This window comes from Streptomyces sp. NBC_00704 (assembly GCF_036226605.1).
Lineage (GTDB): Bacteria > Actinomycetota > Actinomycetes > Streptomycetales > Streptomycetaceae > Streptomyces.
This window is the reverse complement of record NZ_CP109000.1, coordinates 1,647,472-1,668,289: the sequence shown is the minus strand read 5'-3', so window position 1 is coordinate 1,668,289 and position 20,818 is coordinate 1,647,472. Positions and strand designations below refer to the sequence as shown.

Genomic DNA, 20,818 nt, shown 5'->3' with positions numbered 1-20,818 from the left:
TTCAGCGACTGTGCTCGGCGAGCGCGCGCCGCAGACCGGCGGCGAGCTCGTCGACGTGCGGGGGGTCGAGCAGCGACAGATGGTGGCCCCCGACGCTCACGACCGTCAGCCGCGGGCACACCTCGTCCCAGCCCAGGGCCTCGTCGTCGCGTTCGTAGGCGGGGTCGCGCACGGTGTGCGGGGCGGGCCCGGCGGCCCGGTACAGCACCACGGGTCCGTCGAACGTCCCCGGCCGGTGGGCCTCGCCGGTCCTGAGGTCCAGATAGGAGGCGCGCTGGTGCTCCAGGGCGGCGGCCGGCACGTCGGCGGTCTCGCGCAGCGCGCGCAGCACGGCGTCGATGCGCTCGCCGTCGTCGTCCGTCGCGACGAGTTCGTCGTAGGGCAGCTCCAGCCGCACCCCGTACGCGTCGAGGACGTGCCGGGCGAAGCCGGTGAGGTGGGAGCGGATCCGGTCCGCCGGGGTGACGCCGGGCAGGGGGAGCGGGCGTACCGAGTCGAGGAGCGCCACCAGGCCCACGTGCCGTCCGGCCGCGGTCAGCTGCCGTGCGGTCTCCTGGGCGACGAATCCGCCGAAGGACCAACCGCCCAGCAGGCACGGCCCGTCGGGGTGGACGGCGCTGATCGCCTCCGCGTACCGGCGTGCCTTCTCCGGCACCGTGCGGGCCTGTTCGACGCGTTCGAGCCCGTACACCGGCCGGTCGTCCCCGAGCCGGTCGACGAGCGCCCGGTAGACGCCGGTCGTGCCGCCGGCGGCGTGCGCCAGGAAGAGCGGGGCCCGCGCGCCGCCGGCGTGCAGGACGCGCAGCGGGGAGTCCGGCTCCCCGGCGGGCACGGCGCGCCGGACGAGGTCGGCCACCCCCTCGACCGTGCCGGCGCCGAGCAGGGCGCGCAGCGGGAGCGTGATGCCGAACTCGCCTTCGAGGGCGGTGCGGATGCGGACGGCCATCAGGGAGTCCAGGCCCAGGTCGGTCAGGGCGGCGGCGGGCGCGATCCGGGCCGCCGGGTGGCCGGTGACCGCGGCGACGTGATGGCGGACGCGACCGGTGAGGGAGGCGTCCTCGGGGGCGGCGGGCTCCGTGGAGACCTCCGCGGCCGGGACGGGGGCCGTCGCCGGGCGGCCGTCCGTCCACCAGTGCCGCCGACGCCGCCAGCGCGGTGCGGGCAGGTCGACGACGCGGCCCGGCGGCAGCGGCAGGCGTCCCCCGGCCGCGTACCAGGCCCCCACCCGGGTCAGGAACGCGGCGAAGTCGTCGGCGTCGCGGCGCAGCGTGCCCAGGACGAGGGCGCCGGGGGCGGCGCTGGTCAGGGCCCCGGTCAGCACGGGGTGCGGCGAGATCTCGACGAACGCGCCGTGGCCGTCGGCGACGGCGGCCGCGACGGCCCGGTCCAGGCGCACGGGCCGCCGCAGGTTCGCCGCCCAGTGCGCCGCGTCGAACGCCGCCTCGCCGCGGGGGTCGTCCAGGACGGTGGAGTAGACCGGCACACGCGGCCGCCCGCCCCGGACGTCGGCCAGCGCCCCGGTCAGCTCCGGCAGCAGCGGATCGACCTGCGGGGAGTGCCCGGCGCCGGCCACCCGCAGGGCGCGGGCGGCCCGCCCCCGCGCCCGCAGCGCCGCCACCAGCGCGGCGACCGCCGCTTGCGCGCCGGTGACGACCTGCCGGCCGGGCGCGGAGTACACGGCGACCCGCACGTCCGGGAACTCCGACTCCAGGGAGCCGAGTTCACCGTCATCGAGGTTGACGACGGCCATCGCCCCGCCGCGCAGCCCGCCGAGCAGCCGGGATCGCACGGCGACCACCCGGGCCGCGTCCGACACGTCCAGCGCGCCCGCGCACACCGCGGCGGCCACCTCGCCCAGCGAGTGCCCGATGACGGCGACGGGCTCGACGCCCTGGGCGCGCCACAGCTCCGCGAGCGCCAACTGCGTCCCGAACAGCGCAGGCTGGGCGATCTCCACCCGGTCCAGGCCGGCGCCGGACGCCAGCCGGTCGTACAGGGACCAGCCGCAGTGCGGGGCCAGCGCGACGTCGAGTTTCTCCACGGCCGCGGCGAAGACGGGCTCCTCGGCCAGCAGCCGGCGTCCCATGCCGGCCCACTGGCTGCCGTGGCCGGAGAAGACCCACACCGGCCCGCGCCCGGCCGGGGAGCGCTCGTCGGCGACGACCCGGGGGTGGGGCCGGTCCCGCGCCAGCGCCTCCAGCGCGTCCACGAGGTCCTCCCGGTCACGGGCGGCGACGGCGACCCGCGCCCGGCCGCGCCCGGTGCGCCCGGCGAGGGTGCGCGCCACGTCGGCCGGATGCGCCGCGCGCCCCTCGGGCGTGCGCAGCCACTCGGCCAGCCGGCCCGCGGTGTCCCGGACGCGGCCGGCGTCGGCGTCGCAGAGCAGGTGCAGGCGCGCGGCCGGTTCCCCGCCGGGCGGCGGCGGCAGGACGGCGGGCCGCGCCTCCTCCAGCACCGCGTGCGCGTTGGTGCCGCCGAACCCGAAGCCGGAGACCCCGGCGGTGGCCGTCCCGCCGTAGCGGGGCCACGGCTCCGGCTCGGTCACCACCCGCAGCCGCCCGTCGTCCAGCGCGCTGCCCCGCGCGCAGTGCAGGGACGGCGGCACGAGGTCGTGGTGCAGCGCGAGCACCGTCTTCACCAGCCCGGCGATGCCCGCGGCGGACTCCAGATGCCCGAGGTTGCCCTTGACGGATCCCAGCAGCAGCGGCTGGTCGGCGTCGCGGCCCGCCCCGAGCACCGCGCCGAGCGCGCCCGCCTCGATCGGATCGCCCAGCGGGGTGCCGGTGCCGTGCGCCTCGACGGCGTCGACGCGCCCCGGATCGAGTCCGGCCCGCGCGTAGGCGGTTGCCAGCAGGGCTCGCTGGGCCGCGGGGTTGGGCGCGAGAAGACCGCCCGAGCGGCCGTCGGAGTTGACGGCGGTGGCGCGGACGACGGCCAGGACGCGGTCGCCGTCGCGTTCGGCGTCGGACAGCCGCTTCAGCAGCACGGCCGCGCAGCCCTCGCCGCGGCCGATGCCGTCGGCCGCCGCGGAGAACGGCTTGCAGCGCCCGTCCGGGGCGAGGGCGCCGGCCCGCCGGAACGCGACCGTGACGGCGGGGGAGAGCAGCACGTTGACCCCGGCGGCGATCGCCGTGTCGACCTCGCCCGTGCGCAGGCTGACGCAGGCCTGGTGCACGGCGACCAGCGACGACGAGCAGGCGGTGTCGACGGCCACGCTCGGGCCCCGGGTGTCCAGGACGTACGCCACCCGTCCCGCGGTCACGCTCAGCGCGCCCCCGGCCGGCGCCCACGGGTCCACCGCGGCCGGGTCGGCGCCGGTCAGCGAGCCGTACTCGGGGGCGGAGACGCCCACGAAGACGCCGGTCGCGGTGCCGGCGAGGGAGGCGGCCGGGACGGACGCGTGGTCGAGGGTCTCGTGGACGACCTCCAGCAGGATCCGCTGCTGCGGATCCATCACCGCGGCCTCGCGTGGGGTGATGTGGAAGAAGTCCGCGTCGAACCCGGCGACGTCGTCGAGATAGCCGCCGTGCGACGGCGCGTCGGCGGGCGGGTAGGCCGTGAAGTCCCGCCAGCGGTCCTCCGGCACCCGCCGGATCGCGTCCACGCCCCCGGTCAGCAGCCGCCAGTAGTCGGCGGGCCCGTGCACGCCCCCCGGCAGCCGGCAGCCGACCCCGATGACGGCGACGGGCTCGTCCGCCGGTCCCGGGCCGGGCGCTCGGGCCGCGGGAACGTCCGGAGCGGCGGCCGCCGGGCCGCGGCACAGGTGCTCCACCAGGGCGTCGCCGGTGGGCGCCTCCCACAGCAGGGTCGCGGGCAGTTCCCGCCCGGTGGCCCGGGACAGCTCCCCGGCCAGGACGACCGCGTCCCGCGAGGACATGCCGAGGTCCGCCAGCGGCCGGTCCATCGGGACGTCCGCGGCGGCCGTGCCCTGCCAGGAGGCCGCCCGGCCGGCGATCAGCCGGCGCAACGCCGCTCCGTCGACGGCGCTCACCCGGCCGCCCCCGTCCCGGTCGCCGTCCCGGTCGTCACCGCCACCGTCTCCGTCCCTGGCGCGTACGCGCCCGCCAGGTACCGTTCACGGGCCAGCGTCCGCGACACCTTGCCGCTGGACGTCCGGGGGACGGCGCCCGGCGGCACGAGCACGACGTCGGCGAGCCGCAGCCCGTGCCGGGCGGACACGGCCGCCCGTACCGTGCGCACCAGGGCCGGAACGTCGATCCCGGCGGGGTCCGCGGTCCGCGCGTGCTCCGCCACCACGGCCGCCCGTTCGCCCTCAGGACCCGGCACGGCGAACGCGGCGAGCCGGTCGCGCCGCACTGCCGGGTGCGCGTCCTGGACGGTGGCCTCCACGTCCTGCGGATAGTGGTTGCGGCCGTCGACGACGATGAGGTCCTTCAGCCGGCCGGTGACGATCAACTGGCCGTCCAGGAACGTCCCGAGGTCACCGGTGCGCAACCAGCCCCCCGAGCGCCGCCCGCCCGCCGGGCCGGGGGTGGTGCCCGTGTGCGCCGGTGCGGGGCTCGGTCCGGACCCCTGCGGTGGGTCGGACGGCGGCCGGCCCGGGGGTCCGGGCGGGGGCTCGGTGAGTTCCGCGCCGAAGACGCGGCGGGTCGGTCCGTCCTGGTCGCGGTAGCCGCGGCCGACGTTGGGGCCGCGCACCCAGATCTCGCCGACCTCGCCCTCCGGCAGCGCGGTGCGCGACACCGGGTCGGCGATACGGACCTGCTGCCCGGCCGGGGCGCCGCAGCCGGCGAGCAGCACGGCCGTGGGATCGTCGGGCCGAGCGGGCAGGGCCTTCCCCGCGGTCAGCGCGTCGCGGTCGAGCGCGAACCGGCGCAGCGGCTCCCAGGGCCGGGCCGCGCTGACGAACACGGTGGCCTCCGCGAGCCCGTACGACGGGCAGTGGGTCCGCGCCACGAGTCCCCGGGCGGCGAAGGCGGCCTGGAAGGCGTCGGCCGTGCCGGGCCGCACCGGCTCGCTGCCGTTGATCAGTGCGGTGATCCGGTCCAGTCGCAGCTCCGCCTTCTGCCCCTCGGTGACGGCCGAGGCACAGTAGTCGTAGGCGAAGTTGGGCGCGGCGCTCACCGCGTGCGGATGCGCGGAGAGCAGCCGCAGCCAGCGCGCGGGCTCGTGCAGGAACGCGACCGGGTCCATGAGCACCGACAGCGCTCCCCGCGAGACCGGGGCGGCGACGCTCAGCACGAGCCCCATGTCGTGGTAGAGCGGCAGCCACCCCACGCAGGTCACCGGGGCGCCCTCGGCGACGTACGCGGTCAGCGCCTGACGGGCGTTGGCGACGACGTTGGCGTGCGTGATCTCCACGCCCGCCGGGGTCCGGGTCGAGCCGGAGGTGTACTGCAGATAGGCGACGTCGGTGTCGTCCGGCGTCTCCGGCAGCGGGGGGAGGTCCCCGGCGGCGGCGTCGGGCACCAGGTCGGCGGCGACGACCCGCACCGCACCGCCCGCGCAGAACTCCCGCACCTCGCCGAGGAGCTCGCTCGTCGTGACGACGACCGCCGGACACGCGTCGGCGAGCACGGCGCGGAGCCGGTCGCCGTGTCCGGGCAGCCCCGGCGGGTACAGCGGGACGGCGACCATGCGTGCGGCCAGCGCCGCGAGGAACGCGGTGACGTACCGCGTGCCCTGCGGGCACAGCAGCGCGACCCGCGCCCCGGGCCCGGCCTCCTCGGCGAGCCGTGCGGCCAGCGCCCGCACCCGCAGGTCCAGTCGGCGCCAGGTCAGGGTGCGGTGCACGCCCCGCGGGTGGGCGGCGGGGTGGTCGACGAAGGTGAACGCCCGGCGGTCGGGGGTGGTCGCGGCCCAGTGCCGCACGTACGCGGGCAGACTCCGGCAGGCGGGTGCGGGCGGGAGGCGGGGGGTGTCCGTCACGGATGGCTCCTCACACGGTCAGAGCGGGATGTTGCCGTGCCGGCGCTCCGGCATCGGGGCGCGCTTGCCGCGCAGCGCGCGCAGGGCGCGGCAGACGTGGGCGCGGGTGTCGCGCGGGGCGATGACGGCGTCGACGTATCCGCGTTCGGCGGCGGGATAGGGGGTGCCGTGGGTGCTCTCGTACGCGGCGACGAGACGGGCCCGCAGCGCGTCGGGGTCGTCGGCGGCGGCGATCTCCCGCCGGTGCAGGACGCCGACGGCGCCCTCGGCGCCCATGACCGCGATCCGGGCCGTGGGCCAGGCGAGGTTGATGTCGGCGCCCAGGTGCTTGGATCCCATCACCGCGTATCCGCCGCCGTACGCCTTGCGCACCACCACGGTGACCTTGGGGACGGTCGCCTCGGCGTAGGCGTAGAGCAGTTTGGCGCCGCGCCGGATGATCCCGCCCTGCTCCTGGCGGACCCCGGAGAGATAACCGGGGACGTCGGCGAAGGTCAGCAGCGGGATGCCGAACGCGTCGCAGAACCGCACGAAGCGCGCGGCCTTCTCGGAGGCGTCGATGTCGAGGACGCCGGCCGCGTGCAGCGGCTGGTTGGCGACGACGCCGACCGGGGCGCCCTCGACGAGGGCCAGGGCGCAGACGATGTTGGGCGCGAACAGCTCCTGGATCTCCAGCAGTTCGCCGTTGTCGACGACCGCCCGCAGGACGTCGCGCATGTCGTAGGCCTGCGCGAGCCGGTCGGGCACGATCTCGTCGAGCGGCCGGCCCGCGCCCGCGGCGGCCGGGGCGTAGTGAGGCGGCGGTTCCAGGTTGTTGGCGGGCAGGTACGACAGCAGGTCGCGCACGGTGTCGAGGGCGTCGGCCTCGTCGGCGGCGAGGAAGTGGGCGTTGCCGTTGACGGTGTTGCTGGTGCGGGCGCCGCCGAGTTCCTCGGCTTCGGTGCGCTCGCCGGTGACCGCCTCGATGACGTCGGGTCCGGTGACGAACATGTGCGAGGCGCCGTCCACCATGACGGTGAAGTCGGTGATGGCCGGCGAGTACGCCGCCCCGCCGGCGCACGGCCCGAGCACGACCGAGATCTGCGGGATGACCCCGGACGCCTTGACGTTGCGCCGCACCAGCTCGGCGTAGAGGGCGAGCGAGGCGACGCCCTCCTGGATGCGGGCGCCGCCGCCGTCGTTGAGCCCGACGACCGGACAGCCGGTCTTCAGGGCGAGGTCCATCAGGGCGACCGTCTTCTCGCCGAACGCCTCGCCCATGCTGCCGCCGAAGACGGTGGGGTCCTGGGCGAACACGCAGACCGGACGTCCGTCGACCGTGCCGTAACCGGTGACCACGCCGTCGCCGTACGGCCGCCGGGCGCCGTCCCCGGTGGGGCGGCCCCGGACGAACTGGCCGGTCTCGGTGAACGAGCCCACGTCCAGCAGCAGGTCGATCCGTTCGCGTGCGCCGTGCTCGCCGCGTCTGCGCGGTCCGCCCGGAGCCAGCGCCCGGGCCCGCCGGCTCTCCAGGCCGGTGAGACGTTCGGCGGTGCCGTCGGGCACGCGCGTCGCCGTCCTCGGCCCCCGGGATGTCGTCGCCTCTGGCGTCACAGCCACCTCCGAAAGTGGCTTCGAATATGGCAGCGGCCAGGGGAAGGGCCGAGGGGATCGCCGCTTCGTGTGCGCGAGATGAGTCTCCCGGGCTGCGCGTTCGTCCCCGGGTGACAACACCCGGAAGGGGTGGTGAAGGAGCAGGGGGCGTGCGGTGCCCACCCTGTGCGCTTGTCGAGGTCGACCTTGTGCGCTCCGCGCGGGGTTGGGAAGAGTGGGCCGCCGCCGACCACCCCTCCGGCCCGCCGCGGCCTGCGACACCGCTGCGGACCGGCCCCCACAGGAGGACGCGAGTTGAAGCACCGACGGATATCCGGACGACGGGCGGTGGTCGCGGGCGCGGCCGCCGCCGCGCTCGTCACCGCGGGAGTCACCCTCCAGACCGCGAGCGCCGGCGAGCCGGCGAAGAGCCCGCGGCCGGCCGTCCTGTCGGCCCTCGCGGCCGGGAGGCTGGCCTCGACCCTGGGCGCGGACCTGGGCGACGACGCGGCGGGCACGTACTACGACGCCGAGCGTCACGCTCTCGTGGTGAACGTCCTGGACGAGGACGCCGCGCACACCGTCGAGGCCGCCGGCGCCCGGGCCAGACTCGTCGGGAACACCCTCGCCGAACTGACCGGCGCCCACGCCAGGCTGAAGGCGGACGCGAGCGTCCCGGGCACCGCCTGGGTGACCGACCCGACCACCGACAAGGTCGTGGTCTTCGCCGACCGCACGGTGTCCGACGCGCAGTGGGCCAAGCTCTCCGAGATCGTCGACGGGCTCGGCCCGGTGGCCGAACTGCGGCGCTCCAAGGGCGAGTTCACCCCCTTCATCGCCGGCGGCGACGCCATCGGCGGAGGCGGCGGGCGCTGCTCGCTCGGCTTCAACGTCGTCAAGGGCGGCAAGCCGTACTTCCTGACCGCCGGGCACTGCACCGACGCGATCTCCACCTGGTCGGACGCCTCCGGCGCGACGATCGGCGCCAACGAGGCCTCCAGCTTCCCGGGCGACGACTACGGCCTGGTCAGGTACACCGCCGACGTGCCCCACCCGAGCGAGGTGAACCTCTACGACGGCTCGGCCCGGCCGATCACCGGCGCCGCCGAGGCCACCGTCGGCATGAAGGTCACCCGCAGCGGCTCCACCACCCGCGTGCACTCCGGCACGGTCACGGGCCTGGACGCGACGGTCAACTACGGCAACGGCGACATCGTCGACGGGCTGATCCGGACCGACGTGTGCGCCGAGCCCGGCGACAGCGGCGGCTCCCTCTTCTCGGGCGGCAGCGCCGTCGGCCTGACCTCGGGCGGCAGCGGCGACTGCGCCTCGGGCGGGGAGACGTTCTTCCAGCCGGTGACGGAGGCCCTCGCGGCCACGGGGACCCGGATCGGCTGACGGCCGGCACGGCCGCGTCTCACGTCGCGTTCCGCGCGCCGCGCGTGCGCAGGACCGAGGCGAGCAGGGTGACGGCGACGCCCCCGACCGCCCACGCGGACAGCACCAGCAGGGACGCGGTCATGTCGTTGCCCTTGAAGTAGGCGATCGAGCGCGCCGCCCAGGTTCCCGCGCCGGGCGGCAGCGCCGGGCCGATCGCCTTCCAGAACGGCGGGAGCAGCGGGGGCGGCAGGGCGCCGCCCGCGCTCGGGTTGCCCAGGATCACCACGAGCAGGATGACGAGCCCGATGCCGGCGAGCCCGAAGACGCCCTGGAAGGCGAGCGTGGCCGCGCCGACGGCGAAGACGATCAGCGTCCCGAGCCCCCAGTAGGCCGCGACCCCGCCCGGCAGGGCGCCCAGGACCGGGCCGATGATCAGGGCGCCGCCGAGTCCGCCGACGGCGGCGACGACGGCCATGGCGAGCAGCCGGATCACCGCGCGCCGTGGGGTGGAGCGGCCGGCGCCCGAGCTGACGACCATGATCGAGGCGCAGAGGTAGCCGCCCACGCACCAGCCGACGGCCAGGTAGAAGGCCGTCAGTCCGTTGGCGTCCTCCTTGGCGGCGGGGACCACGTCGACGGTCCGCAGGGTGCGTGCCCGGGACTTCTCCAGGGAGGTGGTGAGCGTCGCCAGGGTGGCGGCCAGCACCTTGCCGCCGCCGGTGGCCACCAGGAGGGTGTCGGCGCCGTTCGCCGGGCCGACGACCAGGGCGCCGTCGATCTTCCGGTCGAGGATCTGCGCGCGCGCCGTCGCCGCGTCGGCCACCGCCCGCGGGTCGAGGGGGCCGCCGGGCACCTTCTCCAGCCGGGCCACCGTCTGCCGGGCGACGGCCTGGGGCGCCACCACGCCGAACGGCACGTCCTTGGGGCGCGGGTCGTGCAGGGCCCCGACGTAGGAGGCGATGAAGAGCAGATGGAGGGCGACCACGCCGACGACCAGCAGCGTGGCCCGCGGGGTGACGGCGTCCTTCACCTCGTCGAGGAAGGAGCCGCGGGAGGGGCCGCGGGGGGCGTCGGCGCCGGTGCTCTGTGTCATGTCCCCACGGTCCGGGGAGGGGCATGTTTCCGCAGGTGGGGGGCGTCCGAACGGCTGTCGTACATACGTTCGGAATTTGGTCTATGGTGGGGGTGGGAGAGTAGTGAACTGATGTTCGATTCGATCGGGCTCATGCGATGCGGGAGGTGCGGATGCCGGGGTTCACGCATCTGCACACCGTCTCCGGGTTCTCCCTGCGGTACGGGGCCTCGCACCCGGAGCGGCTGGCCGAGCGCGCCTCGGAGCGGGGCATGGACGCCCTCGCCCTCACCGACCGCGACACCCTCGCGGGCACGGTCCGCTTCGCCAAGGCCTGCGCGAAGGCGGGCGTGCGCCCGCTGTTCGGGGTGGACCTGGCGGTGACGGCGCCCGAGCGCCCGCAGGGCGACGCGTCCGTGCGCCGGGACCGCCGCCGCACTCCCGTGCGCGGCGGCGCCTTCGTCGACGAGTCGACGCCCCGCGTCACCTTCCTCGCCCGCGACGGCGCGAAGGGCTGGGCCGACCTGTGCCGGCTGGTCACGGCCGCGCACGCGCGCGGGGACGGGGACGGCGCGGCCCCGCCCGCGCTGCCCTGGGCCGACAACCACGGCGACGGCCTGACCGTCCTGCTCGGCCCGGCCTCCGACGTCGGCCGCGCACTCGCCGCGGGCCGTCCGGACCGGGCCGCGCGGCTCCTCGCCCCCTGGCGCGAGGCGTACGGCGACGCCCTGCGCCTGGAGGCCGTCTGGCACGGGCGCACCGGCACCGGCCCCGGCTCCCTGCGGCTGGCCGCCCGCACCGTCGGCTTCGCCGCCGAACAGCGGATCCGGCCCGTCCTCAGCAACGCCGTCCGGTACGCCGACCCCGGCCAGGGCCCGGTCGCCGACATCCTGGACGCGGCCCGCCGGCTCGTCCCCGTCGACCCCGCCAAGGAACTGGACTCGGGCGAGGCCTGGCTCAAGGGCGCGGACGCCATGCTCGGGGCGGCGCAGCGGATCGTGGAGGCCGCGGGCTTCCGGCGGGACGTCGCCCACCGGCTGCTGGAGCAGACCCGGGCCGCGGCCGCCGAGTGCCTGGTCGACCCCGAGGACGACCTGGGCATGGGCGCCGTCCACTTCCCCGAGCCGCGTCTCGTGGGCGCGGACCGCCGCACCGCCCAGCGGACGCTGGCCTCACGGGCGGCGGCGGGGATGGTGCTGCGCGGCTACGACCGCTCCGCGACGGCGCGGGCGTACTGGGAGCGGATGCACGACGAACTCGACATCATCGCCCACCACGGATTCGCCTCCTATTTCCTGACGGTCGCTCAAGTCGTGGACGACGTACGGAAGATGGGCATCCGGGTCGCCGCGCGCGGTTCGGGCGCGGGCTCCCTCGTCAACCACCTCCTCGGCATCGCCCACGCCGACCCCCTGGAGCACGGGCTGCTGATGGAGCGCTTCCTGTCCCGGGAGCGGGTCGTGCTGCCCGACATCGACGTCGACGTCGAGTCCGCGCGCCGGCTGGAGGTCTACCGCGCGATCATCGGCCGCTTCGGGGCCGAGCGGGTGGCGACGGTCGCGATGCCGGAGACGTACCGCGTCCGGCACGCGATCCGGGACGTCGGCGCGGCCCTGTCCATGGACCCGGCCGAGATCGACCGCGTCGCCAAGTCCTTCCCGCACATCCGGGCCCGGGACGCCCGCGCGGCCCTCGCGGAACTGCCCGAACTCCGGGCGCTGGCAGGGGAGAAGGAGAGGTACGGGCGGCTGTGGGATCTGGTCGAGGCTCTCGACGCCCTCCCGCGCGGAGTCGCCATGCACCCGTGCGGGGTGCTCCTGTCCGACGCCTCCCTGCTCTCCCGCACGCCGGTCGTGCCCACCAGCGGCGAGGGGTTCCCGATGGCCCAGTTCGACAAGGACGACGTCGAGGACCTCGGGCTGCTCAAGCTGGACGTGCTGGGCGTGCGGATGCAGTCGGCGATGGCGCACGCGGTGGCGGAGGTGGAGCGGGCCACGGGCGAGCGCGTCGACCTGGACGCGGTCGAGGAGGGCGACCCGGCGACGTACCGGCTCATCCGGTCCACCGAGACGCTGGGGTGCTTCCAGATCGAGTCGCCGGGCCAGCGGGACCTGGTGGGCCGGTTGCAGCCGGCCGCCTTCCACGATCTCGTCGTCGACATCTCCCTCTTCCGGCCCGGCCCGGTCGCCGCCGACATGGTGCGGCCGTTCATCGAGGCCCGGCACGGGCGCGCGCCGGTCCGGTACCCGCATCCCGACCTGGCGGAGCCGCTGCGGGAGACCTACGGCGTCGTCGTCTTCCACGAGCAGGTCATCGACATCGTCGCGATCATGACCGGCTGCGGGCGGGGCGAGGCGGACCGGGTGCGGCGCGGGCTGTCCGACCCGGAGTCCCAGGGGCGGATCAAGGTGTGGTTCGCCCAGCACGCGGCGGCCCGGGGCTATGACGCAGAAACGATTCAGCGGACCTGGGAGATCGTCGAGGCCTTCGGCTCCTACGGCTTCTGCAAGGCGCACGCGGTCGCCTTCGCCGTCCCGACGTACCAGTCGGCGTGGCTGAAGGCGCACCACCCGGCGGCCTTCTACGCCGGACTGCTCACGCACGACCCCGGGATGTACCCCAAGCGGCTGCTGCTGGCGGACGCCCGGCGGCGCGGGGTGCCGATCCTGCCGCTGGACGTGAACCGGTCGGGCGTCGCCCACCGTATCGAACTGGTGTCTGAATCAAGCCCGGTGTCTGCATCGAGGGAGTCGACGGCACCGACGAAATCCCCGAACACGGCCGGTCCCGGCGATCCGGCTGGTTCCGCCGGACGCTGGGGGCTGCGGCTGGCCCTCTCCGACGTCCACGGCATCAGCGAGGCCGAGGCGGCGCGGATCGCGGACGGGCAGCCGTACGCCTCGCTGGTGGACTTCTGGGAGCGGGCGCGTCCGAGCCGGCCGCTGGCGGGGCGGCTCGCCCAGGTCGGCGCACTGGACGCCTTCGGCGGCAACCGGCGTGACCTGCAACTGCACCTGACCGAGCTGCACCGGGGCGGACGCGGGGCGGGCGGCGGGCAGCTCCCCCTGGCCGGCGGGCGCCGGACGGCCCCGGCTGGCCTGCCCGACCTGACCTCCGCCGAGCGGCTCAGCGCCGAGCTGGGCGTGCTGTCCATGGACGTCTCGCACCATCTGATGGACGACCACGGCGACTTCCTCGCCGAGCTGGGCGTGGTCTCGGCCCGGCGGCTGCGGGAGGCGCGGCACGGGGAGACCGTGCTGGTCGCGGGCGCCAAGGCGGCCACCCAGACCCCGCCGATCCGGTCCGGCAAACGGGTCGTCTTCAGCACCCTGGACGACGGCACCGGCCTGGTCGACCTGGCCTTCTTCGAGGACTCCCACGACGCCTGCGCCCACACCGTCTTCCACTCCTGGCTGCTGCTGGTGCGCGGGGTGGTGCAGCGGCGCGGGCCGCGCAGCCTCAGCGTGGTGGGCTCGGCCGCCTGGAACCTCGCCGATCTGCTGGAGGTGCGCCGGGACGAGGGGCTGGAAGGGGTCGCGGCCCGGCTGGCCGCCCCGGAGGGTCCCGGCGCGGGCGCCCCCGGCGACGGCGACGGCCCGGCGCGCGGCCGGCTCGCCGGTTCGGACGGACCGCCCGCGCCGGCGGGCTCGGCCGCCCAGGACGCGATGAAGCGGCGTCGGCTCCGCATGCCCACGGGGTACGAGATGCACCCCTGGGCCGATCTGCGCCCCGCGGGCGAAGGGCCCGCGGTGGGAAGGAAGTTGTGGCACCAGAGTCCGGGGAGTGCGGGATGACCATCCTCTGCGTACGTTTCCAGCTCCCTCCGGCGCGCGAGGCCGCCCTGCCGGCGCTGCTCGGGCTGCTGGAGGAGTTCACACCGGTCGTCGAGGCGCTGCCGCCGGACGGAGCGCTGGCGGATCTGCGGGGCGCCGAGCGGTACTTCGGGCGCAGTGCGGTGGAGCTGGCCTCGGTCGTCCGGGTGCGGGCGCTCGCGCTGCACGGCGTCGACTGCGTGATCGGCGCCGGCCCCGGCCCGCTGACGGCCCGCATGGCGCTGCGGGACGCCCGGCCCGGGGTGACCCGCGCGGTCCCCGCGGACGGGGTGCGCGCGTTCCTCGCCGAGCAGCCCGTCACCGCGTTGCCCGGGGTCGGCGCGGCGACCGCCCGCGTCCTGTGCGAGTACGGCCTGGACACCCTCGGCCGGGTCGCCGCCGCACCCCTGTCCACGCTCCAGCGCCTGGCCGGCGCGAGGGCGGGCCGGGAGCTGCACGAGAAGGCGAACGGCGTCGACCGGGGCCGGGTGGTGCCGAACTCCGTGTCGCGGTCGCTGGCCGCGGAACGCCCCTTCGACCGCGACGAGGTGGACCCGGACCGGCACCGCCGGGCCCTGCTCTCGGCCGCCGGGGAACTGGGCGTCCGGCTGCGCGCGACGGGGAAGGTGTGCCGCACCCTGACCCTCACCGTGCGCTACGCCGGAGCCCCCCGCTCCCGGCCGGGCTCGATCGGCGGGACCGCCGCCTCCACCACCCGCAGCCGCACCCTGAAGGAGCCGACCGCGCATTCGGCGGCCCTGACCGGGGCGGCGTACGGACTGTACGAGGCGCTCGGCCTCCAGCGTGCCCGGGTCCGTGCGGTCGTCCTGCGCGCCGAGGCGCTGGGCCCCGCCGAACAGGCCTCCCACCAGCTCACCTTCGACCCCGTCGACGAGAAGGTCCGCCGGATCGAGGAGGTCGCCGACCGGGTGCGGGCGAAGTTCGGCCCCGACGCGGTGAAGCCGGGGACGCTGGCGGCGTGAGGGGCGGCGGGGTCAGTTGGCCCACGGGGGAGCGATCCGGGTGCCGTCGGCGAGTTCCGCCTCCAGTCCGATGGACGTGGTGACCCAGGACAGCGCGGTGTGGTCGGTCGGGTTCTCGACGGCCAGGGTCGCCCCCGGGTTGACGATCACCGTGTCGCCGGCCCTGATCCGCTCGGCGCGGCCGTCGAGGGTGAGGATCAGCTCGCCGACGAGCAGATGGAAGATCTCCTCCCGGCTGACGGTGTGCGCGGGCGCCCTGGTCCCGGCGGGGATCTCGCCCCGCCAGGCGCACAGCTCCTTGCTGCCGGTGAGGGGGGTGGCGTACGAGACGAAGCGGGCGCCGTGGATCTCGTGGGTGACGGCTTCGGCGGAGCGGACGACGGGCACGGGTGCCTCCAGGAAGGAAATGGTCGAGCAGGAGATGGTCGAGCAGGAGATGGTCGAGCAGATGGTCAAGAAGCTTGACTAAGTTCCTCTATGGTCAAGCTGCTTGACCATGTTGTCAAGGGTGTTTCAATTGCGGCCGTGCATGATTCCGAAGCCCTCGCCCTGTCCGCCGTCCTGCTCGCCGCCGCCGGGGAGCTGACCCGGCGCATCGACGACGGCGTCACCGCCCGCGGCTTCGAGGCGCGGCCCTCCTACGGCTTCGCCTTCACGCGGCTCGCCCGGGGCGGCGCGACGGTCACCGAGCTGGGCGTCCATCTCGGCGTCACCAAGCAGGCGGCGAGCCAGCTCGTCGAGGAGCTCGTGCGCCAGGGGTACGTCGAGCGCCGGCCGCATCCCGGGGACGCGCGCGCCCGGCTGATCGTGCTCACCGAGCACGGCCGCGACTGCACCCGGGCGGCGGAGGAAGCGGCCGCCGAGGCGGTGCGGGCCTGGGGCGAGGTGCTCGGCGAGGAGCGACTGAGCGCTCTGTACGCCCATTTGGCGCGCATCGCCCCCGAGGGCCCCATTCGCCCCGTCTGGTGATCGCCTATCAGTAGCAGCGGGCCGCCGTGGTTATCACTGGAAGTTTTTACCGACGCGTAACTTCACACTTCACTTACTCGCCCGTAACTTGACGAGTGAACAGCATCCTCGTGATCCGGATCACAGGCGTAAGGCCATCGCACCTCCCTTGATCCGCAAGGAGATCAACCGATGCTGCCCTGGAAGCGTGTGTTCCGACCGTTCGCCGCCCTGCTGCTGGCCGCCGCGGCCCTCACCGTCCCCGCCGTCTCCGCCGCCCACGCCGACCCCGTCGGCGCCGGCGCCGAGGCCGCCGCCGTCAACGCCGCGGCGAGCGGCTGGAACGACTACCGCTGCAAGCCCTCCGCCGCCCACCCCCGCCCCGTCGTCCTCGTGCACGGCACGCTCGGGAACTCGGTCGACAACTGGCTGGCCCTCGCCCCCTATCTCACGGTCCGCGGCTACTGCGTCTTCTCCGTCGACTACGGCCAACTGCCCGGCGTCCCGCTCTTCCACGGCCTCGGCCCCATCGACGCGTCGGCCGGACAGCTCTCCGCCTTCGTCGACAAGGTGCTCGCCGCCACCGGCGCGGCCGAGGTCGACCTCGTCGGCCACTCCCAGGGCGGCATGATGCCGCGCTACTACCTGAAGTTCCTCGGCGGCGCCGCCAAGGTCGGCGCGCTCGTCGGCATCGCCCCCGACAACCACGGCGCCACCCTCAGCGGACTCACCAAGCTGCTCCCGTACTTCCCCGGCGCCGAGGACCTGATCACGGCCGCCACCCCCGGCCTCGCCGACCAGCTGCCCGGATCGGAGTTCCTCACCAGGCTCAACGCGGGCGGCGACACCGTCCCCGGCGTCCGCTACACGGTCATCGCCACCAGATACGACGAGGTGGCGACCCCCTGGCGCAGCCAGTACCTCAGCGGCTCCGGCGTGCGCAACGTCCTGTTGCAGGACCTGTGCCCGGTGGACCTCTCCGAGCACGTGGCGATCGGGCTGCTCGACCGGATCGCCTTCCACGAGGTGGCCAACGCCCTCGACCCGGCCCACGCCACCGCCACCACCTGTGCGTCCGTGCTGAGCTGACACCGGGCCCGCCGCGGGCCCCGCGCCGCCGGGGCCCGCTCTGCAGGATCGTTCCGCCGGGGCCTGTCCGGCCTGAGCCGCCGGTCAGGCCCCGGAGTCGTGCGGCCGCCTCAGCGGCCGTGGCCGCCGGCCGCCGCCCGTCTGCGCACCGACGCGAACAGCAGCCCGCGCGACCCGGCTGACCGGACCGATCGTCGAGCCGTGCGCGGCCGCCGGCCCGGCGGCCAGCGCGGTCAGGGCCAGCGGGGCCAGACCGGCGGCGGCGACGGCGGCGGCCTTGCGGCGTGCGGGCATGAGAGGTCTCCTGGGAACCGGGGCGTCGGGCGGGCGGACGGTTGCGGCGAGAACCGCGCCGCAACCAGGAAACCGTGAAAACCCCTGCTGGAGACGGTTCGAGGCGATCTTTAGGGTCGCCTTAAGGAAGAGCTGAGGCAGAGATCAGACAGGGGGCGTCCACCGCATGACGAACGAGGAGATCAGGCCCGGCACGGCGGCCGACGTCCCGGCCGTGAAGGCCGTCACGGACGCGGCGTACACGCCCTACATCGAGCGCATCGGGCTGGTGCCCCGGCCCATGGAGGCGGACCACGCGGCGGACGTCGCCGTGGGGAAGGTGTTCGTCACCGGCGCCCCGGCCGCGGACGGTGCGCCCGGCCGCGCGGTGGCCGGTCTCGTGGTCGTCGAGGCGTGCGCGGACCATCTGTTCCTCGACAGCATCGCCGTCCACCCCGAGGTCCGCGGCACAGGTGTCGGGGGGCGGCTGCTGCGCTTCGTCGACGCACACGCGCGTGCCCTGGGCCTGCCCGAGGTCAGGCTGTACACGCACGTGATGATGTGGGAGAACCAGAAGATCTATCCGCGCCACGGCTACGAACTCGTGGAGCGGCGGGCGGACGGGGCGTACGAACGCTTCCACTACCGCAAGCGGCTGGACTGAGAGCGTCCTCGGGCGGGCCGGCGCCGCCAGGGGCGCGCGCCCGGGCCGCCGGAACGTCAGCCGTCCGGCCACCAGGTGCGCGCGATGTCCTTGCGCACCTCCGGGCGTCCGGCGGGCCGTTCGTCGGCCTCCTCGCGGATCCTGCGGGTGTCCGTCTTCTTCAGGGGCTTCTGCACGGTCGTGCGGCGCATGGCTGCCTCCTTGAGGAGCTACCGAGTTCCGCGTTCTCACGGAGGTAGACCCTTTCGGGGAGAGTTCCTCATCGTCCCCCGGTCTGTCAGTGGCGGGTGTCACGATTCGACCGTCATTCGAGTGTCAGTGGCAGGTGTCACTGTGGGGCACATGAGTGAGAAGAGTGACGCGACGACTTCGCCCGGTGTCGACTGGGACGCGGCGGCTGCCGCCTTCGACGAGGAGCCCGACCACGGACTGCGCGACCCGGACGTGCGCGCCGCCTGGGCCGGCCGGCTGCGGGCCTGGCTGCCGGACCGCCGCTGCGACGTGCTCGACCTCGGCTGCGGCACCGGCAGTCTGTCGCTCCTCGCCTCCGAACAGGGACACCGGGTGACGGGAGTCGACCTGTCCCCGGCCATGATCGGCCTGGCCCGCGCCAAACTCGCCGGCCGCGACGCCGCGTTCCTGGTCGGTGACGCCGCTGCGCCGCCCGTCGGGGAGGAGCGCTTCGACGTCCTGCTCGTCCGGCACGTGCTGTGGACCCTGCCCGACCCCGCCCGGGTCCTGCGCCACTGGCGCGCCCTGCTGCGTCCGGGAGGGCGGCTCGTGCTGGTCGAGGGCCTGTGGGGGACCGTCGCACCGGTGGGCATACCGGCGGACCGGCTCACCGCGCTGCTCGCCCCGCTGAGCGACCACGTGCGCGTGGAGCCGCTGTCGCAGGACGTCCGCCTGTGGGGCGGCCCCGTGACCGACGAGCGGTACGCGGTGGTGGCCCTCGTCTCATGAACCAGTTCAAGCGTTGAGGTCCTGAGCGGCTTGACCTGACGGCCCCGACAGGCCGCTCAGGCCAGGAGCGACTCCAGGCCGCCTTCCACGCGGGCGAGCGCCTCCAGTTCGTCCAGGGCGGCCATCGCGGCGGCGGCCGCCGCGGGGTCCCGCCGCGTGAGCCCGCTCTCGGCGAACTCGTCCTCGTCCAGCCGCCGTACGTCGCTGCCGTCGGCGGAACGCCACAGGTCCAGGTCGAGATCCTCCACGACCAGCTCACCGCCGGACAGGACGGCCGGGCGGGTGACGTCGCAGTACCAGCCCTTCAGGCCGCCCGCCGCGTCGCGCACCTCCTTGACCGCGTACCAGCGCTCACGCCAGTAGTGCTCCGTGAACACGTCGCCCGCCTCGAAGCGGACGAAGCCGAAGTCCCGTACGCCCGCACCGGCCCAGGGCGCGCGCACCGTGATCCGCGAGCCGTCGTCGGACAGCACCTCGGCCGCGTAACGGATCTTCGTCCGCCCGGCCTTGACCAGGACGACGTCCACCTGACCCACCGGCTCAGCCGAGTTCGCGGACATACCGCACCTCCGACGCGCAGATCTCGTACCCGAACCACCGGTTGACCGCGAGCATCGCGTCGTTGCCCGCGTCGTTGCCCGTGTGCGCCTGCGTGTACCCCGCGGCGCGGGCCCGGTGCAGGGAGTGGTTCTTCACCAGCTTGGCCAGACCCCGGCCCCGGTGGGCACGGGCGGTCCCGGTCATCCCCGTGGAATACCTGCCCGCTGTGCCGGTGTGGGCCACGCTGAAGGCCACCGGGCGGCCGTCGGCCACGGCGACCGTGGTCAGCTCCCGGTTCAGATGCGGGTGCCTCCAGTACTCGTCGACCCAGGCCTCGTAGTCGCTCAGCTCGGTGGCGACGTCGCCCGGCTCGTCGGAGCCCGCCTCCGCGTCCAGTTCGAACAGCGGGCGCGGATCGTCCGCGAAGTCGGCGGCGGTGCGCAGCCGCACACCGGGCGGCGGATCCTGCAACGGCGGCAGCGCGGCCCCGGCCAGGTCCAGCCGGAGGAAGTGGGCGCCGCGCCCGGCCCGGTAGCCGCGCCGCTCGGCGAAGGCCCGGTCGCCCGGCGTGTCCAGCACCCAGGCGAACAGCTTCGTCGCCCCGTGCGCCGCGAGGTGCTCCTCGGCCGTCCTGACCAGCAGCGCGCCCGCCCCGCGCCCGGTGTGCGCCGGATCCACGTACACGTTGAGAGCGCCCTGGCCCGGCTCCGGGCTGTCATGGACGACGTTCACCTGGGCCGTGCCGACGATCTCGCCGTCCGCCACGGCCACCAGCTTGCGGGCGTGGGCGCCGGGGTGGGAGAGCGTGAGGCCGTGCAGCACGGAGGCCGGGCTGAAGAACACGTAGGGCAGAGCGCGGTGCCGGACCCGGACGAAGCCCTCGATGTCGGCGGTGGACTCGGGACGCAGGTCGCGCACGGTGACGGTCATGGGCCGCACGCTACGGTCGGCCGGCCCGGGGACGCCTCCCATTTTCCGCCGGTGCGGGACAATCGGCCCGTGACCTTGAAGATCCATATCGATGACGGCGCCGCACCCTACGAGCAGGTGCGCGCGCAGATCGCCGAGCAGGCCCGGTCGGGAGCGCTGCCGGTCGGCTACCGGCTGCCGACGGTGCGCGGCCTCGCCGAGTCGCTCGGCCTCGCCGCGAACACCGTCGCCAAGGCCTACCGGGCGCTGGAGACCGACGGGGTGATCGAGACGCGGGGCCGCAACGGCACGTTCGTCGCCGCCTCGGGCCCGGCCGCGCACCGGGAGGCCGCCGGCGCCGCGGACGCCTACGCCGAGCGCGCCCTGCGGCTGGGGCTCACCGAGGAAGAGGCCACGGCCGCCGTCCGCGAGGCCCTCCGGGCGGCCTACCGGGCATGACGGACGACGCTTGACCGCTGGCGCGGCGCGGGCCGCGCGGTGCCTGGCCGGTGGTGCGGGCCGTGCGGTGCCTGGCCGGTGGTGCGGGTCGTGCGGCGCTTGACCGGCGGCGGGCCGTGCGGTGCTTGACCGGTGGTGCGGGCCGTGCGGTGCCTGGCCGGTGGTGCGGGTCGCGCGGTGCATGACCCGTGGCGAGGGCCCGGCGGTGCTTGATCCGTGTGCGGGCCGCGCGCTGCCTGACCGGCGGTGCGGGCCGCGCGGTGCCTGA

General features: G+C 75.4%; 17 protein-coding genes. 8 read left to right on the top strand and 9 right to left on the bottom strand.

All coding sequences use genetic code 11. The features are described 5' to 3' along the window. Position 1: 1 nt before the first annotated feature. The 3 genes from OG802_RS07385 to OG802_RS07375 are packed head-to-tail and all read right to left on the bottom strand — an operon-like array spanning position 2 to position 7,482. Positions 2-3,991, bottom strand: a complete 3,990-nt coding sequence (locus tag OG802_RS07385) for an acyltransferase domain-containing protein (RefSeq protein ID WP_329408375.1) — start codon at positions 3,989-3,991, stop codon at positions 2-4. Continuing rightward, positions 3,988-5,889, bottom strand: a complete 1,902-nt coding sequence (locus OG802_RS07380) for a fatty acyl-AMP ligase (protein WP_329408374.1) — start codon at positions 5,887-5,889, stop codon at positions 3,988-3,990. The genes OG802_RS07385 and OG802_RS07380 overlap by 4 nt, the downstream gene beginning before the upstream one ends. An 18-nt stretch (positions 5,890-5,907) precedes the next feature. Further along, positions 5,908-7,482, bottom strand: coding sequence for an acyl-CoA carboxylase subunit beta (locus tag OG802_RS07375; protein ID WP_443055437.1), 1,575 nt, complete (start codon positions 7,480-7,482; stop codon positions 5,908-5,910). Between the two features lie 294 nt (positions 7,483-7,776). On the opposite strand from OG802_RS07375, the gene OG802_RS07370 reads away from it, so the two are divergent. Next, complete coding sequence (locus OG802_RS07370; protein ID WP_329408371.1) at positions 7,777-8,859, top strand: S1 family peptidase; 1,083 nt, start codon at positions 7,777-7,779, stop codon at positions 8,857-8,859. Between the two features lie 19 nt (positions 8,860-8,878). Here the strand turns inward: OG802_RS07370 and OG802_RS07365 are convergent, their stop codons facing one another. After that, positions 8,879-9,934 (bottom strand): DUF3533 domain-containing protein, encoded by a 1,056-nt coding sequence (locus OG802_RS07365; protein ID WP_329408369.1) that lies wholly within the window; start codon positions 9,932-9,934, stop codon positions 8,879-8,881. Between the two features lie 152 nt (positions 9,935-10,086). Here OG802_RS07365 and OG802_RS07360 point away from each other — a divergent pair, with 152 nt between their 5' ends. After that, on the top strand, positions 10,087-13,707 hold the full coding sequence (locus OG802_RS07360) for a DNA polymerase III subunit alpha (RefSeq protein WP_329408367.1): 3,621 nt from the start codon (positions 10,087-10,089) through the stop codon (positions 13,705-13,707). Beyond that, positions 13,704-14,708: a DNA polymerase Y family protein gene (locus OG802_RS07355; protein ID WP_329408365.1), complete on the top strand. Its 1,005-nt coding sequence runs from the start codon at positions 13,704-13,706 to the stop codon at positions 14,706-14,708. The genes OG802_RS07360 and OG802_RS07355 overlap by 4 nt, the downstream gene beginning before the upstream one ends. A 12-nt stretch (positions 14,709-14,720) precedes the next feature. Here OG802_RS07355 and OG802_RS07350 read toward each other — a convergent pair whose 3' ends face one another. After that, positions 14,721-15,095 (bottom strand): cupin domain-containing protein, encoded by a 375-nt coding sequence (locus OG802_RS07350; RefSeq protein ID WP_329416977.1) that lies wholly within the window; start codon positions 15,093-15,095, stop codon positions 14,721-14,723. A gap of 138 nt (positions 15,096-15,233) precedes the next feature. Between OG802_RS07350 and OG802_RS07345 the strand changes: the two genes are divergently transcribed. Continuing rightward, on the top strand, positions 15,234-15,677 hold the full coding sequence (locus OG802_RS07345; RefSeq protein WP_329408363.1) for a MarR family winged helix-turn-helix transcriptional regulator: 444 nt from the start codon (positions 15,234-15,236) through the stop codon (positions 15,675-15,677). Between the two features lie 171 nt (positions 15,678-15,848). Beyond that, positions 15,849-16,745, top strand: a complete 897-nt coding sequence (locus OG802_RS07340) for an esterase/lipase family protein (protein WP_329408361.1) — start codon at positions 15,849-15,851, stop codon at positions 16,743-16,745. Between the two features lie 84 nt (positions 16,746-16,829). Here OG802_RS07340 and OG802_RS07335 read toward each other — a convergent pair whose 3' ends face one another. Next, a complete protein-coding gene (locus tag OG802_RS07335; protein WP_329408360.1) occupies positions 16,830-17,039 on the bottom strand; it encodes a hypothetical protein in 210 nt (69 codons plus the stop codon). 166 nt (positions 17,040-17,205) lie between these two features. Between OG802_RS07335 and OG802_RS07330 the strand changes: the two genes are divergently transcribed. Next, positions 17,206-17,682 carry a GNAT family N-acetyltransferase gene (locus tag OG802_RS07330; RefSeq protein WP_329408358.1) on the top strand — a complete coding sequence of 159 codons (477 nt, stop codon included), beginning with the start codon at positions 17,206-17,208 and terminating at the stop codon, positions 17,680-17,682. 56 nt (positions 17,683-17,738) lie between these two features. Here the strand turns inward: OG802_RS07330 and OG802_RS07325 are convergent, their stop codons facing one another. Then, positions 17,739-17,873: a hypothetical protein gene (locus tag OG802_RS07325; protein ID WP_329408356.1), complete on the bottom strand. Its 135-nt coding sequence runs from the start codon at positions 17,871-17,873 to the stop codon at positions 17,739-17,741. A gap of 151 nt (positions 17,874-18,024) precedes the next feature. Between OG802_RS07325 and OG802_RS07320 the strand changes: the two genes are divergently transcribed. After that, the gene (locus tag OG802_RS07320) at positions 18,025-18,642 is read left to right on the top strand and encodes a class I SAM-dependent methyltransferase (protein WP_329408354.1); all 618 of its coding nucleotides are present in this window, start codon (positions 18,025-18,027) and stop codon (positions 18,640-18,642) included. 56 nt (positions 18,643-18,698) lie between these two features. Here the strand turns inward: OG802_RS07320 and OG802_RS07315 are convergent, their stop codons facing one another. Then, positions 18,699-19,202, bottom strand: a complete 504-nt coding sequence (locus OG802_RS07315; RefSeq protein ID WP_329408352.1) for a DUF402 domain-containing protein — start codon at positions 19,200-19,202, stop codon at positions 18,699-18,701. Beyond that, complete coding sequence (locus OG802_RS07310; protein WP_329408350.1) at positions 19,183-20,112, bottom strand: GNAT family N-acetyltransferase; 930 nt, start codon at positions 20,110-20,112, stop codon at positions 19,183-19,185. Before OG802_RS07310 ends, OG802_RS07315 begins: the two co-directional genes overlap by 20 nt. A 69-nt stretch (positions 20,113-20,181) precedes the next feature. Between OG802_RS07310 and OG802_RS07305 the strand changes: the two genes are divergently transcribed. Continuing rightward, entirely contained in the window at positions 20,182-20,550 is a 369-nt protein-coding gene (locus tag OG802_RS07305; protein WP_329408349.1) for a GntR family transcriptional regulator, read from the top strand. Positions 20,551-20,818 lie beyond the last annotated feature (268 nt).

Bases quoted from the DNA above. Each gene is read 5' to 3' on its own strand.
- OG802_RS07330 (WP_329408358.1), top strand. From the start codon at position 17,206: ATGACGAACGAGGAGATCAGGCCCGGCACGGCGGCCGACGTCCCGGCC.
- OG802_RS07340 (WP_329408361.1), top strand. From the start codon at position 15,849: ATGCTGCCCTGGAAGCGTGTGTTCCGACCGTTCGCCGCCCTGCTGCTG.
- OG802_RS07355 (WP_329408365.1), top strand. From the start codon at position 13,704: ATGACCATCCTCTGCGTACGTTTCCAGCTCCCTCCGGCGCGCGAGGCC.
- OG802_RS07365 (WP_329408369.1), bottom strand. From the start codon at position 9,934: ATGACACAGAGCACCGGCGCCGACGCCCCCCGCGGCCCCTCCCGCGGC.
- OG802_RS07320 (WP_329408354.1), top strand. From the start codon at position 18,025: ATGAGTGAGAAGAGTGACGCGACGACTTCGCCCGGTGTCGACTGGGAC.
- OG802_RS07325 (WP_329408356.1), bottom strand. From the start codon at position 17,873: ATGCGCCGCACGACCGTGCAGAAGCCCCTGAAGAAGACGGACACCCGC.
- OG802_RS07360 (WP_329408367.1), top strand. From the start codon at position 10,087: ATGCCGGGGTTCACGCATCTGCACACCGTCTCCGGGTTCTCCCTGCGG.
- OG802_RS07315 (WP_329408352.1), bottom strand. From the start codon at position 19,202: ATGTCCGCGAACTCGGCTGAGCCGGTGGGTCAGGTGGACGTCGTCCTG.
- OG802_RS07310 (WP_329408350.1), bottom strand. From the start codon at position 20,112: ATGACCGTCACCGTGCGCGACCTGCGTCCCGAGTCCACCGCCGACATC.
- OG802_RS07335 (WP_329408360.1), bottom strand. From the start codon at position 17,039: ATGCCCGCACGCCGCAAGGCCGCCGCCGTCGCCGCCGCCGGTCTGGCC.